Origin of the sequence: Xylanivirga thermophila (assembly GCF_004138105.1) — a bacterium.
Taxonomy (GTDB): domain Bacteria; phylum Bacillota; class Clostridia; order Caldicoprobacterales; family Xylanivirgaceae; genus Xylanivirga; species Xylanivirga thermophila.
This window is the reverse complement of record NZ_RXHQ01000018.1, coordinates 1-16,777: the sequence shown is the minus strand read 5'-3', so window position 1 is coordinate 16,777 and position 16,777 is coordinate 1. Positions and strand designations below refer to the sequence as shown.

Here is a 16,777-nt window from a genome sequence, read left to right as displayed (position 1 = left end):
TTGTCCAAATTATTTATTTTTAAATCCTTTTCCTTTAGTTGAATGTCTTCCAAAAACCGACTCCTCCTGATCTATTTGAATTTTCTCTTGTACTGCTATATCTTCTAATGCTTCTATATATACTATACTCTTGACTCCATCTTCTTTTATCATATCGTATTTGAACTTTTTGTCAATGATTTTTGCCTCCTCAGGCATCTTACTTTGAGCATCCTTTAATGCTAGTGTATCTGCCATCTCTTTAACTAACTCTTTACTTTCTGCCATATTCAAATATTCTATTTCATGATAATCCCTAAATATAAATTCTATAGGTACAAACCTATTTTCCCCAAAAAAGAGCTTTCTCCTCTCTTCTACTTCATAATTTTCAAATGGAATATGAGGTTCATCTAATGGCAATACCTTATCCCTTAATCCTATGTATTTTGCAGTAATTATAGCTCCAGTTCTCTTTTTTGACACATCTGATATATATGCTTCCCCTGTTCCTTCATACCATATTCGTGCAAATACCTGTCCCATAGCATGAACAAATCTCGTAATGCCCGTATCAGGATGTTCTATTATGCCGCTTATTAACATTTCCCCTTGGTTTATAGTATCTCCTTTCTCTACCACAGATTGCCCTTCCAGTGTAATAATCTTATGTATAATTCCTGTTTTTTTTGCTACTACATTACAAGGTTCTTCTTTATCTAGCATTTCAGGGGGTTTTACCGCCTCTACTACCCTTACTATAGCCTTTGCCCCCTTTAGCTCTATACTTACCCAAGAAAGTTCGGGTAGCTCTATCATAATACGATTTTCAATATTTGGTATGTCTATACCACCTTTGAAGCTACCCTGTTCTATACCATTCTCTGATAAAACATTTAATATAAGCTTAGGATCCACTTTCTCTGTTCCTAATATATCTATCTCCCATATAAAAGATGATATACCATATAATAATATCAAAAATATTATCATACCCACAATAAGCATCTTGCGATTTTTAAATCTATGTAATACAAATGGTAGGCCTCTCTTTTCTATTATTTTGCATCTGCAGCCCACCTTTCGCAGTATGGGCGGGAGTTTTTTGAAATCATCTATTCCTATACAGGCAATAAGGGAGATGTAGGCCTCTCTTTTGACCTTCCATAGATATATACCATTGCTAACCGTCAGGTTCATGAATTTTTCAAGCGATAGTCCCTCTATTTTTATAACAACATATCCAACTAAGTAATTCCATAATCTCCGTATCAATAAATAACCCCTCCCTTTGAGACAAAATAATAATCACATAAATTCTATGGACCTTATACTACCAGTTATCATTATATCTTCAACTGCTATATTCCGAAGATTTAAGCCTTCGCCTTGAACCCTTATAACTCCATTTGTCGAATTGACCCTAACCCGCTCAGGAGTGTACTCTATTATGCCCTTATGATTTTCAACTAACATCTGCATATTCCCCACCATGCTAATTTTGGGCAAATCGAGGGTTATTTCCTTAGGCAATTCGAAGGCCTCAGACATTTTATTTTTAACGTCCTCCAGCCGTTTTTTATTCATGATAATACCTCCCTAATATTACAACTTACAAAACTAAATCCAAAATTTCATAAATTATCTTATAATTTTAATATTAATTATCTATATTATGATATGCACACGAATAAAAAACTAGAAGGTTAATCCCTTCTAGTTTTTATGCCTACCATATAATGATCCGAGACCTCTGACGGGAACACGAAATATTCCTTAATATCAATATCTCGACTTGTATATATGGCATCTATTCGAGTATCCGGTTTTGTACTATAAAATGAATAGGTATATATATCATCATTGCCAGTTTGTATTGCCGCATCTATTAGATCTATGCCAAAATCCAGAAAAAGCTCCCCTTCTAATTGTATATTAAAATCCCCCATTAATATGATATTTTCCTTGGGAATACTTACCACTTCTTTTATCTTCTTTATCTGCTCCATACGCTCCTGAGCATTCAGACCAAGGTGAGTATTAAACACATTATATATCATTCCGTTAACATCTATGCAAGATGCTAAAATTCCCCTTGGCTCTATGGAATTTGAAGGCATTATAATGTTTTCGTGTTTCAAAATGGGATATGCACTTAATGTAGCATTGCCATATCGTATGCCCATAACATTTATGGTTTCCCCATAGACATATTCATATCCCAACTTATTGGCAATTTCCTTTACTTCATCTTTGAAACTGGAACGGGGCATATACCTATCTACTTCCTGTAATGCAATTATTTGAGCATGTGTTTCCTTTATCTCATATATAAGCTTATTTAAATTTACCTTACCCCTATCATCTTTCCCATGTCTTATATTGAAACTTAAAAATATAATATTCTCTGCATCCCTGTTTTCGTGACGACTTGATTCAAACAAGTTATATGAAGTGTTTCTATAATTGGCATCATGGGGGGAGAAGGTGACATATATTTCTATAAAAACTACGAATATTAATACCATGGTCATATAGCATTTCATTTGCTTCAACATCTTCCCCACTCCCCCCATGTGCAATTATATTATACTATACACATGAATCATATTTATAGTTATTTTTTATTCCATTTATACATAAAAATGTATTCAATAGACATGAATAAAGCCTGGCTATAAAACCAGGCTTAGTTTTCAAAATTCGTGGACAAACTGCCGAGGAAGGTGTTTTTAATGTTTCCTCTTACGAGCGGCTTCAGATTTTTTCTTCCGTTTTACACTAGGTTTTTCATAGTGCTCTCTCTTCCTAACTTCAGCCAGTACGCCAGAACGTGCACATTGCCTTTTAAAACGCTTCAAGGCATTTTCAAAGGACTCATTTTCTCCTACTCTAACTTCAGACATTTAATTTCCCTCCCTCCGCTAGCACAATTACAGTTTATTATACTCCAGCAGGGCAGCTTGTGTCAATAACCCTGCATGACTAAAAAACAATTTATATTATCGAAAATATTCGCTTATCAGCCAGGTGGCCAGTCAAGATTTCTTCCTCCAAGCAGATGATAATGCAGATGTCCAACAGTCTGCCCACCATCCTTTCCACAGTTTACCACTACTCTATAGCCGGAATCATATATATCAAATTGCTTTGCAAGCTTTGGTATAATAGACGCTATATGTGCCGATACAGTGCTATTGCCACTATTTATATGATTTGGGGAAGGGATGTGTTCCTTAGGAATAATCAATACATGTACTGGTGCCTTTGGATCAATATCATTGAAAGCTACTACCTTATCATCCTCATATACAATTTTGGAGGGTATTTCTTTATTTGCTATCTTGCAAAATATGCAGTCGTCCATACTTTCACCTCCATATTAAAGGTTTATAAAAGCCGCTTACTTTAAATATTCTATATTGAAGCCTAAAATCCTCTTTTTAATTGTTCTATTTTTGTATTCGACCTAATATATGCTCATCCTGTATTTGCTCAAGCAATACCGGCCGTATCTCCCCATGTATATTTTCACTGCACGGTGCCAGAACCTTTATATAATGCCCAGTATACCCTTCGAAAAAGGCGGGAGAGTCCTTGGACTGCTGCTCAAATAAAACATCATACGTCTTCCCTAAAAATCGCTCCATATAATGTTCTTCTAGCTTACTCCCTCTATATATCAATTCCCTACTTCTATCCTCTTTTAAATATGCTGGCACCTGATCAGGGAAATTAGCTGCCGGTGTACCCCTTCTAGGAGAATATTTAAATACATGTATCTTACTAAAAGCTATTCTATCAACAAAATCTAATGTTTCTTTAAATTCTTCCTCGGTTTCACCAGGAAATCCTACCATGATATCCGTAGTCACTGCCACATCTGGTATATTTCCCCTAAGCTCATCTACTACTTTTGCATACTGCCCCGTAGTATAATGCCGTTTCATGCGCTTTAATGTTTTATCACTACCACTTTGAAGGGATATATGATAATGGGGACATACCTTTAGAAGCTTGGATAATCTTTGAATCACTTCAAATGTTAAGAAAGTAGGTTCTAAAGATCCCAGCCTTATTCTGAGCAAACCATCTATATTATGAATGCCTTCAATAAGTTCTAATAAATCTGTATGCTCCAGATCCTTTCCATATGATGCTATATGTATACCTGTAAGCACCACTTCTTTAAAGCCATTATCTACTAGGGTCTTTACCTGCTCATACACATCTTCAGGATTTCTGCTCCGTATAGGTCCTCTAGCATATGGTATGATACAATAAGTACAAAACTGATTGCAACCTTCCTGTACTTTCAGCACTGCACGACTATGTTGTTCGTATTTCTCTATTTGCATATTTTCAAAACTAGTAGTATTCATTATATTATCTACAACATTTATTGGACTTGAGCTACTTTGTGCCTGTTCTACCAATTCCACTATACTTGACCGATCCTTATTTCCTATTACTAATTTAACTCCAGGTATTGATATGATTTCCCCTGGGGCGGTCTGTGCATAACATCCTGCTGCTACTACTATTGCTTCAGTATTCTGTTTATGAGCCTTTCTTATCATCTGTCTAGATTTTCTATCCCCTAAATTCGTCACCGTACATGTATTTATTACATATATATCGGCATATTCATCAAAATCAACTATTTCGTATCCATTCTTTTTAAATTGTTCCAACATAGCCTGTGTATCATATTGATTCACCTTGCATCCAAGCGTATAGAACGCAACCTTTTTCTTTTGTATCATGCCCATTGCATTTCCTCCATATAAAACATCGTTGCAGACAATAACGCCATACCTGCTGTCTCAGTTCTAAGTATTCTTGGACCCAATCCAGCCACATCCCATCCATATTGAATAGCCATGTCTACTTCCTCAAGAGCTAATCCCCCTTCAGGTCCCACAAAAAAAGCCATACTGGCTGATTGTTTACCCGCTTCAATCAAGGATTTAAAGCTAATTTTCCGTTCATCTTCCCAAAGCATTACTTTTAGATCATGTTTCGATAAATCTAGAGCCTCCTCAATGGAAATTGGCATATGCACTGTAGGAATTATTCCCCTTTTACTCTGTTGTGCTGCTTCTCTGGAGATCTTTTGCCACCTTTTTACCTTTGTGTTTCCATGCTCTTCATCCCGTATCTTTATTACTGTTCTTGAAGTAACAACCGGTATAATTTCATATACACCCAACTCAACAGATTTTTGTACTATAGTATCCATTTTATCGCCTTTTGGTATACCCTGATACAATGATACCTTTATTTTAGGTTCGCCCTGTGATATCGATCTATCTTCTATTTCGGCCTTTACTTCATGTTTCCCAATATAAATTATCCTTGCAAGATAATCATTTCCCATTCCATCGCATAATTCTACAGGATCATCCTGCTTAAGCCTTAAAACCTTTGTCATATGTTTTACATCTTCACCATTTATATGAACTGTCCCATCGTCAATATTACACGGATCTATAAAGAATCTATTCATATCTACTCACCACAACTGCCCATTCGCCCATCTTTTGTGTTTCTATGATTTTATAACCCTTAGATTCAAGGGTGGATAGTACTTCCTCCAGTCTGTCCAAAATAATACCACAGGCAATAAAGACCCCTCCTGGATTTAAATACTTCCACACATCTTCAGAAAGGCTTATTATGGCATCTGCTATTATATTTGCCACTATGACATCAAATCGTCCGCTTATATTATCGAGCAAATTTCCACATACAATTTTTAACTTGTCATTAACCCCATTTAATTTTGCATTTTCCTTGGCTACCTTTACTGCATTTTCATCTATATCTACTGCAATAACACTTTTAGCTCCCAAAAGGGCAGATGAGATACCAAGTATCCCAGTACCACAGCCAACATCTAACACATGAGACTTACCATCTATATAGTTCTCCAATTGTTTTATACAAAGCATGGTTGTTTCATGGGTACCTGTACCAAAAGCCATACCTGGATCTAAATGTAAAATAATTTCATCTTCTTTAGGGATATATTCTTCCCATGTAGGTTTTATAACTACTTTATTACCAACTTTATGGGGTTTAAAATATTTCTTCCAATTGTTTGCCCAGTCTTCTTCTTTTACATTATTAAGCCTTATTTTGCCTGTACCTATATCTATACCTAGATCCTTTTTTAAAAGATTAAATACCCTGCTTCTTATACATTGAATCTTATCATGAAAGGAAGCCCCTTCCGGCAAATATCCCCTTACTAGTACATGTTCTTCCATATTATTTAACAAATCCTCATCCACGTAGTCCCAGTCAGTTTCCTGTTTCTTTAGCATATCAATATCTGCCGGATCTTCTATTACTACTCCTGAAACTCCCGCCTCATATAAAACCTGAGATACAGCTTCTATACCTTCACTAGTAGTCTCTATGGTAATTTCTATCCAATCCATTAAATTAGGCCTCCTTATCTCATATTATAAATAAAAACATTAAACTCCAAAGGCATCCTTCATCTTATCGAAAAATGATTTTTTTCCATCCTCGCTATATTGCTTTCCAGTAGTCGAAAGTTCAAATTCCTTTAAAAGTGCCTTTTGTTTTTCATTTAGGCGTTTAGGTACCTGTATGGATACAGTGACATACTGATTTCCCCTACCCGTTCCCTTAAGTTTTTGTATGCCCTTGTTTTTCAGTGTAAATACTGTCCCAGTTTGCGTACCTTCTGGTATTTGATGCTTTATATTACCTTCAAGGGTAGGCACATCTATTTCTGCACCCAAAGCCGCTTGGGCAAATGTTATTGGTACCTCGCAATATATATCGTATTCTCTCCTCTTAAATAGCCTATGGGGCTTTACAGTTATATATACATAAAGATCCCCGGGAAGGCCTCCACGTTCACCCATCTCTCCCTGACCACGAAGGGTAATAGCCTGGCCGTCGTCTATCCCCGCTGGTATCTTGACATTCATTCTACGCTTTGTACGTATCCTTTTTTTGCCATGACATTTAGTACATGGATCTGATATGATAGTCCCCTCTCCATGACACCTATCACAGGTCTTTACATTCACAAATCGTCCAAATACCGTCGTTTGGGAGTAGGATACCTCACCCTTCCCATGACATACTGGACATGTTACAGGATTTGTTCCAGGTTTTGCACCAGTACCATTACAATCTGGACATTCTTCGGTTTTTACTATCTCTATCTCCTTTTTAGTTCCAAATGCCGCCTCTTCAAAAGTCAATTCCAAATCATACCTAAGATCAGCCCCATGGACTGGACCTTTTCTTCCCCTATCTGAAGAGCTAAAACCTCCACCAAAGAACATATCGAATATATCTCCAAGGCCACCTTCGCCAAATCCTCCAAAATCAAAACCTCCAAAACCTTGACCATCGGCACCTGCATGACCAAATCTATCATACTGAGCTTTCGCTTCTGGATTGCTAAGCACTTGGTAGGCTTCATTGACCTCTTTAAATTTAGCCTCTGCTTCCTTATTATCTGGATTTAAATCTGGATGATATTTCTTGGCTAAATTCCTATATGCTTTTTTTATTTCTTCATCTGTTGCATCCCTATCTATACCAAGCACCTCATAATAATCGCGCTTTTCCAAATAATTCACCACCTTTTTCCTTACAAAAAGCCAAAGCCATAATGGCTTTGGCTTTTTTCATCTTTAATATTATATACTAATTATTCATCATCGTCTACTACTTCATAATCTGCATCTACCACATCGTCATCATTGTTAGAACCATTCCCTGCTGCAGAGTTTTCACCTTGTGCACCAGGATTTTCCTGAGCTTGTTGCTGATATATCTTACCAAAGACTTCATATGAAACCTGTGTCAATTTTTCAGTAGCAGCCTTCATCTTTTCCAGATCGTTTTGATTTATGGCTTCCTTTGTAGCATCTATCTCAGATTGTATCCTATCCTTATCAGCCTGGTCTATTTTATCCCCCATCTCTTTTATAGTCTTTTCCGTATTGTATACGAGGGAATCTGCCTGGTTCTTTACCTCTATCTCCTCTTTACGTTTCTTATCCTCTTCAGCAAACTTTTCAGCCTCTTTGACAGCCTTATCTATCTCTTCATCTGATAGATTACTAGAAGCCGTTATGGTTACATGCTGTTCTTTACCTGTACCAAGATCTTTTGCCGATACATGTACTATTCCATTAGCATCTATATCAAATGTAACCTCTATTTGTGGTACTCCACGGGGTGCTGGGGGTATACCGTCAAGCACAAAGCGTCCTAATGTCTTATTATATGCAGCCATCTCCCGTTCACCCTGCAGCACATGTATCTCTACACTAGTCTGGCCATCTGCTGCAGTTGAGAATATCTGGCTCTTTTTAGTAGGAATAGTAGTATTCCTCTCTATTATCTTTGTAAATACGCCACCCAAAGTCTCTATACCTAAGGATAGTGGGGTTACATCAAGAAGTAATACATCTTTTACTTCTCCACCCAATACCCCCGCCTGTATGGCAGCACCTACAGCTACACACTCATCAGGATTTATACCCTTATGAGGGTCTTTTCCAGTAAATTTCTTTATTGCCTCCTGCACAGCAGGTATTCTACTTGAACCACCAACCAGTATTACCCTATCCACCTCATTTGGACTTAAACCTGCATCTTTAAGAGCCTGTCTGGTGGGGCCCATCGTTTTTTCCACTAAATCCACTGTCAATTCTTCAAATTTTGCCCTTGTAAGACTCATATCCAAGTGTTTAGGACCATTTGCATCTGCAGTAATAAACGGTAAATTGATGTTAGTTGTAAGTACACTGGATAATTCTATCTTTGCCTTTTCAGCTGCCTCGTATAGCCTTTGAAGTGCCATATTATCTTTTCTTAAGTCAATACCCATTTCTTGCTTAAAATTATCTGCTAAATAATCCACTATGCGTTGATCAAAATCATCCCCGCCTAAACGGTTATTTCCACTTGTAGCTAGCACTTCGAAAACCCCGTCGCCTATCTCCATCAATGATACATCAAACGTACCACCACCCAAATCATAAACAAGTATCTTTTGACTGTGTTCCTTATCCAAACCATAGGCCAAAGCAGCAGCCGTAGGTTCATTTATTATACGCAAAACTTCAAGCCCTGCAATCTTACCTGCATCCTTTGTAGCCTGTCTTTGGCTATCGCTAAAGTATGCCGGAACTGTTATTACAGCCTGTTTTACCTCTTCACCTAAATATTCCTCTGCATCCTTTTTAAGCTTCATAAGAATCATGGCTGATATCTCAGGTGGGGTATACTCCTTATCGTCTATCTTTATCTTTTTATTTGTACCCATATCCCTTTTTATAGACTTTATAGTCCTATCGGGATTGGTAATAGCTTGCCTTTTTGCTACCTGTCCTGCTAGCAATTCTCCAGTTTTTGAAAAAGCAACAACCGAAGGCGTTGTCCTCCCGCCTTCCACATTAGGGATTACAACCGGTTCGCCACCTTCCATTACGGCAACACAGGAGTTAGTAGTTCCTAGATCAATTCCTATAATCTTTCCCATCTTGTTCATCCTCCTTTTTGTTTTAACAGAGCTAATTTATATTATATATCAATGGTCAAAAATTACTGGCCATTATTTGGCTACCTTTACCATACTATATCTTATTACCTTTTCCTTATGCTTATATCCTTTCTGCAAAACCTCAACTATTATGTCTGATTCTTGCCCTTCATCCGCTTCTACCTGCATGACAGCATGGTGAATATTAGGATCAAATGGTTTATTCAAAGCCTCAATCTCATGTACATCCATCTTTGATAAAACTTCCCTAAACTGTTTTACCACCATTTCTATTCCCTGGACAAAAGATTCAGGGCACTCACCCTGCTTCATACTTTCTAGGGCGCGCTCCAAATTATCCAAAACGGGCAGGATTTTCTCTATCGTCTCGCCCACAGCATCATCATAGGCATTGGAAACAGCAGACTGGTTTCTCTTTTTATAATTATCAAAATCAGCCTTAAGCCTTTGAGATAATGCAAGATATTCCTCTTTTTCCTTGGTTACCTCTTTTATCATATCCATAGCCTTTTCTATAGATATGGTATCCTTATCACTCTTTTCCCCACAGCATTTTTCATTTTCTTCAATCTTAAAATCTTGCTGATCGGATATGTTGGTCTGCTGTTTATCCTGCTCTTGTATATTTCCCATATATACTCTCTCCTTTATCTATGATAACAATTGGCTATTCGCCGTACAATTTGGTCAAATATTGTGTAAGTGCCTTCTCCATATATTCCATTACGGAGACAACCTTGGAATAATGCATACGCGTAGGTCCTATCACGCCTATGGTCCCAACCATTCTATCCCCTACATGATAGGTAGCTGTTACTATGCTGCAATTTTGCATTTCAGTAAACTCGTTTTCCTCACCTATTGTAATGCTTACACCATTATCTCCTAATTTGTCTATTATATCGTATATAAACTCAGTCTCTTCCAAAATATCTAAAAAAGTCTTTGCTTTTTCTATATCATGATATTCGGGAAAATTGAATATATTGCTCGCTCCCCCTAGGAATATTTCCTTTTTATCTCTGCCTGCCATGCTTTCAGTCAATGCATCTACAATATTGTTGAAGAAATCCCTATTGCTCATTATTTCCCTACGCATATCCGGTATTACCTCTAAATCTATTTGGGCACAACTCCTATTAGCAAATCGCTCACTTAGCATATTTGATATTCTATCCAAGTAACCCGGTTCAATTCCCTCAGGTAATCTTATTACACTATCTCGTATAATTCCCGAATCGGTAACTACTACAAGCAATCCATATGCTTGATCTATAGGTATAAGCTGAATACGTTTTATAAGAATTTTGTTCAGCTGAGGTCTAAGTACTACGGAGGTATAATCGGTAATATCTGAAATAACTCTAGCTGTTTGGCTTATAATATCTTCTAACTGACTATTTTTTTCATCATAAAATCTTTTTATAAATAGGGCCTGTTCGGTAGATAATGTCTTAACCTGCATAAGCCTGTCTACATACAATCGGTATGCCTTATCGGATGGGATCCTGCCTGCCGATGTATGGGGCTGTTCTAAATATCCCATTTCCTCAAGGTCTGCCATTTCATTTCTTATAGTAGCAGAACTTATACCTATACCATATTTTTTAGCAATGGTACGAGAGCCTACCGGTTCAGCCGATATTATATAATCATCTATTATAGCCTGAAGTATTCTTAGCTTTCTATCACCTAATTCCACAACCATCACCTCCTACCTGTTAGCACTCTATCTAGTTGAGTGCTAATCACAACTTAAAATTATCACTTAATACCGTTTTTGTCAATACGTTTTCATCAAAAACTTTTTAATCCATAAACTCCATCAGGACCGTATTCTGTAAATCCAGACCTTTAGATGTCAATTTTATACGATATTTATCTTCAACTAATAGACCCTGTTTTTTTAGCCTTTCCATTGCATCTGCATAATAAAATTCAAAATCATGGTTAAATCTGCTTTTAAATAAATTCTTATCTATCCCATCAACCAATCTAAGTCCGAGCATCACAGTTTCAAACCGTTCAGTTTTTTTACCTATATCCTCACTAAACACCACTGGACTTTTCCCTTTAGCTATTAATTGTATATAGGATTCTGGATACCTTGTATTTGCAAATCTTTTCCCTTTAAAAAAGGAATGGGCACCGCTGCCACAGCCAATATATTGATGATTTTGCCAATATATGAGATTGTGCCTACACTCTCTACCTGGCAATGCAAAATTTGAAATTTCATAATGTTTAAATCCTTTATCACTAAGCACTTTTATCCCTTTATGATACATGTCCCGTTCAAGCTCTTCTTTAGGTAATAAAAGCCTACCTTGCTTCTGCATTGAATAAAATGGGGTATGCTCTTCAACCCTCAGACTGTACGCCGATACGTGTTCTAATCCCAGGCCACATATCCCTTCGATAGTCTCTATCCAATCATCCATAGTTTGATTGGGCAGATTAAATATAATATCAGCATTTATATTTTTAAAACCATATTTTCTAGCCATATATATACTATCAATAAAATCCTGGCAGGTATGCACTCGTCCTAAAGCTTTAAGGTGCCTATCCTGCCAGGCTTGTAACCCTATACTCAATCTATTTATGCCGCCCCTTTTAAGACGATACAGCTTTTCATCATCCAATGTTCCGGGATTTGCTTCTATTGTCATCTCAGCGCCATTATCTATATCCATATAAAGATAACAAGCATCAAGGACCTTCTGTATATCTTCCCCACTAAATATAGTAGGAGTGCCCCCGCCCATGAATATGGTATCTACCTTGTATCCGTCAAGTACAAAAGCCAAATGTGATATCTCTTTTATAAGGGCATCTAAATATGCTTTCATAAGAGATTGTTTCCCGTCATAAGACGGGAAATCACAATAATTGCATTTCTTTATACAGAATGGAAAATGTATATAAAGTCCTAAAGTCTCCAAACAGCCTGCCCCCTAATTTATCTTTAAAACAGCCATAAATGCATCTTGAGGTATTTCCACCGATCCTATCTGACGCATACGTTTTTTACCTTCTTTTTGCTTTTCAAGTAATTTCCTCTTCCTACTTATATCCCCACCATAGCATTTAGCTAGCACGTCCTTACGAAGGGCCTTTACGGTTTCCCGGGCAATTATCTTATTGTTTACCGCTGCCTGTATGGGAATTTCAAACAACTGTCTTGGTATAACTTCCTTTAACTTTTCTGCAATAGCACGGCCTTTTGTATATACCCTGTCCCTATGGGTTATTATAGACATTGCATCTACCACTTCTCCATTTATAAGTATATCCAGTTTTACAAGGTCAGATTGACTATAGCCTATAAGCTCATAGTCAAAGGAAGCATATCCCTTAGTTCTAGATTTTAATGTATCAAAAAAATCATAGATGATCTCATTAAGTGGCATATCATAGGTAATAACCACCCTGGTTTCATCTATATACTCCATATCCTTATATATACCCCTTCTATCCTGGCACAATTCCATTACAGCACCTACATAGTCAGATGGCATTATTATCTTGGCATTTACCATGGGTTCTTCTATATATTCTATTTCTACAAGAGGCGGGAGATTTGTCGGATTAGATACTTCTACCATATCCCCATCGGTTTTATATACCTTATACACTACACTAGGAGCAGTGGTTACAAGATCCAGATCGTATTCTCTCTCAAGCCTCTCTTGTATTATCTCCATATGGAGCAAACCTAAAAAACCACAGCGGAATCCAAATCCTAGAGCTGCAGATGTTTCCGGTTCAAATATCAGTGAGGCATCATTTATCTGCAATTTCTCTAGTGCATCCCTTAAGTCTTCATATTTTGCCCCATCGGCAGGATATATACCACAATACACCATTGGCATTGCCTTTTTATACCCAGGTAACGGTTCTTTTGCAGGGCTATCGGCATTTGTTATGGTATCTCCTACCCTTGCATCTCGTACATTCTTTATGCTTGCTGCTATATATCCAACATCTCCCGCCTTAAGCTCAGATACTGGGTAAAGTGAAGGATAGAATACACCTACTTCAGTTACTTCAAATTCTTTTTTAGTTGCCATCATGAGTATACGATCTCCCGGACGTACCACTCCTTCTTTAACCCTTATATGTCCAATAACACCACGATAGCTATCGTATACCGAATCGAATATAAGAGCACGAAGGGGCGCTTCCTCATCACCACTTGGTGGTGGGATACACTCTACTATAGCATCTAGCACCTCTTCTATTCCTATACCATTCTTTGCAGATACAAGGGGTGCTTGTGATGCGTCAAGACCTATTACCTCTTCTATCTCCTTCCGCGCCCAATCCGGTTGGGCACTGGGCAGATCGATTTTATTTATAACCGGTACTATCTCCAAATCATGCTCTAAAGCCAAATAGACATTGGCCAACGTTTGAGCCTGTACACCCTGCGTAGCATCCACTACTAGTATTGCTCCTTCACAGGCAGCAAGACTTCTAGATACTTCATAGTTAAAATCAACATGTCCAGGGGTATCGATTAAATTTAGTTCATATTCCTGTCCATCCGATGCAGTATACATAAGCTTGACCGCCTTGGCCTTGATTGTAATACCCCTCTCCTTTTCAAGATCCATATTGTCAAGCACCTGATCTTGCATCTCCCTCTTAGTAAGTACGCCGGTTTTTTCTATAAGCCTATCCGCTAACGTAGACTTACCGTGATCTATATGAGCTATTATGCAAAAATTTCTTATATTACTTTGCCTAGAATTGGGCATTGGCCTTCTTATCCTCCTTATTTTGCAACTTAGTTTACTTTAACATATAATATCATAATTCTATAGTAAAATACAAAAAAAGTATAGGTGTAAATCCTCTTATAACGTAAAATAGGAGAAGGTTAGCCCTCTCCTATTCTACTATTTCACTAATGCCTTCAGCTATATATACAGCAGCCCGTTCTGCTTCTTCCAGCGTGGTAACATTGCTCCCCACCTCTATCAGGATGGCATTCGTGGATACGTGCTGATTATACCTTCCCGATCTTACATATATGGGTTTTGCAAGTCCTGGATACTTTTCATTTAATTTATTTGTCAACTTGAGGGCCAACTTATAGTTTTCCTCCCATTTCGGCCTATCTTTAAAGGCACTATACTGTCCTTTTCCCGTGCCTATAACAACCATTACCTTTGCCACCCTTTTCCCATCTATCTCTATGGTTTCCTGCTCCGGCGTCCTAGTATTTTCCTTGAACCCGTCTCTATGTATATCTATAAACATCTTAAGAGAAGAATTCTCTTTTTTGCACCTGTTTATGGTCTTTAATGAAAGCTCATACCCTTTTGAATGCCCCTCAACTTCATGATCAGTAGTATCATGTAAAACCGGCACACCTTTTTTCCTAAGCTCATTGGATAGCACCTGCCCAACTTTTATTACATTCTTGTTGGTATCTACAGTATAAAAGGTCTGTACGGCCCCTTCCATATTAGGTTCTCTGTATGATTCCCTTGAATGGCTGTGATATATCATAACCTGAGGGCCTTCCCCTGTTAAGGGGATAGGCTGCTCATCAGGCTGTATACTAGATACCTTTATCTTTATCTCTTCGGCATCCTTATCCTCTATCTCCTCAGATATTTTGGGCTCATTTTTTAATATTATTTCCGTTTCATAATCATCTGGAGGCACGTCCCTTTTTGCATCACTCCCTCGCGAAACAGTAATGCTCTCTTCTTCCTCCACTTCATCAAAACCTTTTATAAAGGGCATTTCAAATACCAATATGTTCTTTGGATCCTTGAATTTTTTCCCCGTTATAAAATTCCATGCCCTAATAAACCAATTTGGCTCATCAAACTTATACTCATCTGCGTTATCCGCAGAAAATGTTGGCACAGATTCATTATCCTTAGTTTTATCCGTCAATTTTACAACTGAAAAGATTATACTTATTACGAGTATTATTACTAATATATAATATATAAGAGTTGATAGCTTTATAACTTTAATACGCACCACTTATGCTGCACCTCTTTTTGCTGGTTTTATTAAAACATATTCAGTGCAGCTTTATTATATTACAACTATTGAAGAAATGTATGCACTTCCTCCAGTGTTACATCTTTGTGTAGAGCCAGATTGATGCCATCTGCTATTATTCCTGAGATATGCTCCATCATGACGTCTATATCCTTAGGTGTTACCACCAAATCCCCCATATTATTTGTTAAGATCTCTTCTACTATATTATCCATCTTATCTTCCCCTAACTCCTTAATCATGCCATAAAGGGGGGTACCTGGTGTAGTTCTCGCCGAAAGTTTATCAATAAGAAGCTGCAATGAATCCCTGCCTATTGTATGGGCATATACTACAGTAGGCACACCTATTGCAATTGTAGTCGCACCAAGTGTCTCCTTGCTAAGACCCATACGATGGTTTCCAATTCCAGAACCGGGATTTATCCCTGTATCTGCTATTTGAATGGTTGTGCCTATACGATTGGTGCTACGGGAAGCCAAAGCATCTATTGCAATTACACAATCGGGCTTTATCCTATCTACTATCCCCTTTATAATCTCTCCCGTTTCAATGCCCGTAATACCTAAAACTCCAGGTGCTATGGCGCATACTGGACGCACCCTTTCATCTACCTGATCTGGCATAAGCTGTATTATATGCCTAGTTACCATCATCCTGTCTACTACCTTAGGTCCTAAAGAGTCGGCTGTAATATTCCAATTTCCCAATCCTACTACCAGTGTAGTACTATGATCATTTAAATTCACTATTTTTCTTATCTCATCGCCTATACGCCTGCTTAACATTTCTCCATATTCTGGGTCCCTCTCCCTTATATCAACAGCATCTATAGTTATATAATTCCCCATGGGTTTATTTAGCTGTCTTTCTCCCAAAGGAGAAGTTATACGTACTCTGTTAATCCTTATATTATCAGATTCCTCATCCTCTGTCTCAACTCCCGGTATCTCTTCATGATCTTTTGCATATAGCTCCCTAGCCTCTATAGCTAGATCTGTCCGAATGTTACTCATAACACTCACCTTCCATTGTCTTATTTAAAAATATCTTGACCCATATCCATGTTTTTTATTCGGTTCGTTGTATAATTAAATGCAACACCAAAAAAATATAGAACCATAGCGAGAAAATCATGTATAATATTTTTAACCAAAAAAAAATAATACAGTGAGGTGCTCGCTATGGCTAATTCTAATTGTA

General features: G+C 37.5%; 16 protein-coding genes. All 16 read right to left on the bottom strand.

Annotated features, from left to right (window positions below; translation table 11 throughout):
* Window positions 1–9 precede the first annotated feature (9 nt).
* On the bottom strand, window positions 10–1,254 hold the full coding sequence (gene yqfD / locus EJN67_RS09020) for a sporulation protein YqfD (protein ID WP_129724003.1): 1,245 nt from the start codon (window positions 1,252–1,254) through the stop codon (window positions 10–12).
* 33 nt (window positions 1,255–1,287) lie between these two features.
* A complete protein-coding gene (yqfC, locus tag EJN67_RS09015) occupies window positions 1,288–1,566 on the bottom strand; it encodes a sporulation protein YqfC (RefSeq protein WP_129724002.1) in 279 nt (92 codons plus the stop codon).
* Window positions 1,567–1,685: 119 nt separating this feature from the next.
* A complete protein-coding gene (locus EJN67_RS09010) occupies window positions 1,686–2,537 on the bottom strand; it encodes an endonuclease/exonuclease/phosphatase family protein (RefSeq protein WP_165000817.1) in 852 nt (283 codons plus the stop codon).
* A 174-nt stretch (window positions 2,538–2,711) separates the two neighbouring features.
* Entirely contained in the window at window positions 2,712–2,885 is a 174-nt protein-coding gene (gene rpsU / locus EJN67_RS09005) for a 30S ribosomal protein S21 (RefSeq protein ID WP_129724000.1), read from the bottom strand.
* Window positions 2,886–3,001: 116 nt separating this feature from the next.
* On the bottom strand, window positions 3,002–3,346 hold the full coding sequence (locus EJN67_RS09000; RefSeq protein WP_129723999.1) for a histidine triad nucleotide-binding protein: 345 nt from the start codon (window positions 3,344–3,346) through the stop codon (window positions 3,002–3,004).
* An 85-nt stretch (window positions 3,347–3,431) separates the two neighbouring features.
* Window positions 3,432–4,751: a tRNA (N(6)-L-threonylcarbamoyladenosine(37)-C(2))-methylthiotransferase MtaB gene (gene mtaB, locus EJN67_RS08995; RefSeq protein ID WP_207208005.1), complete on the bottom strand. Its 1,320-nt coding sequence runs from the start codon at window positions 4,749–4,751 to the stop codon at window positions 3,432–3,434.
* On the bottom strand, window positions 4,742–5,488 hold the full coding sequence (locus EJN67_RS08990) for a 16S rRNA (uracil(1498)-N(3))-methyltransferase (protein ID WP_129723998.1): 747 nt from the start codon (window positions 5,486–5,488) through the stop codon (window positions 4,742–4,744). The genes mtaB and EJN67_RS08990 overlap by 10 nt, the downstream gene beginning before the upstream one ends.
* On the bottom strand, window positions 5,481–6,425 hold the full coding sequence (gene prmA, locus EJN67_RS08985) for a 50S ribosomal protein L11 methyltransferase (protein WP_129723997.1): 945 nt from the start codon (window positions 6,423–6,425) through the stop codon (window positions 5,481–5,483). Before prmA ends, EJN67_RS08990 begins: the two co-directional genes overlap by 8 nt.
* A gap of 39 nt (window positions 6,426–6,464) precedes the next feature.
* The gene (gene dnaJ, locus EJN67_RS08980; RefSeq protein WP_129723996.1) at window positions 6,465–7,601 is read right to left on the bottom strand and encodes a molecular chaperone DnaJ; all 1,137 of its coding nucleotides are present in this window, start codon (window positions 7,599–7,601) and stop codon (window positions 6,465–6,467) included.
* 80 nt (window positions 7,602–7,681) lie between these two features.
* Entirely contained in the window at window positions 7,682–9,523 is a 1,842-nt protein-coding gene (dnaK, locus tag EJN67_RS08975) for a molecular chaperone DnaK (RefSeq protein ID WP_129723995.1), read from the bottom strand.
* Between the two features lie 72 nt (window positions 9,524–9,595).
* Window positions 9,596–10,177 carry a nucleotide exchange factor GrpE gene (gene grpE / locus EJN67_RS08970; RefSeq protein WP_129723994.1) on the bottom strand — a complete coding sequence of 194 codons (582 nt, stop codon included), beginning with the start codon at window positions 10,175–10,177 and terminating at the stop codon, window positions 9,596–9,598.
* A gap of 34 nt (window positions 10,178–10,211) precedes the next feature.
* The gene (hrcA, locus tag EJN67_RS08965) at window positions 10,212–11,246 is read right to left on the bottom strand and encodes a heat-inducible transcriptional repressor HrcA (protein ID WP_129723993.1); all 1,035 of its coding nucleotides are present in this window, start codon (window positions 11,244–11,246) and stop codon (window positions 10,212–10,214) included.
* Window positions 11,247–11,352: 106 nt separating this feature from the next.
* A complete protein-coding gene (hemW, locus tag EJN67_RS08960; protein ID WP_129723992.1) occupies window positions 11,353–12,489 on the bottom strand; it encodes a radical SAM family heme chaperone HemW in 1,137 nt (378 codons plus the stop codon).
* A 12-nt stretch (window positions 12,490–12,501) separates the two neighbouring features.
* The gene (gene lepA / locus EJN67_RS08955; protein ID WP_129723991.1) at window positions 12,502–14,307 is read right to left on the bottom strand and encodes a translation elongation factor 4; all 1,806 of its coding nucleotides are present in this window, start codon (window positions 14,305–14,307) and stop codon (window positions 12,502–12,504) included.
* 133 nt (window positions 14,308–14,440) lie between these two features.
* Window positions 14,441–15,553, bottom strand: a complete 1,113-nt coding sequence (spoIIP, locus tag EJN67_RS08950) for a stage II sporulation protein P (protein ID WP_129723990.1) — start codon at window positions 15,551–15,553, stop codon at window positions 14,441–14,443.
* 65 nt (window positions 15,554–15,618) lie between these two features.
* Complete coding sequence (gpr, locus tag EJN67_RS08945; RefSeq protein WP_129723989.1) at window positions 15,619–16,590, bottom strand: GPR endopeptidase; 972 nt, start codon at window positions 16,588–16,590, stop codon at window positions 15,619–15,621.
* Window positions 16,591–16,777: the final 187 nt, after the last annotated feature.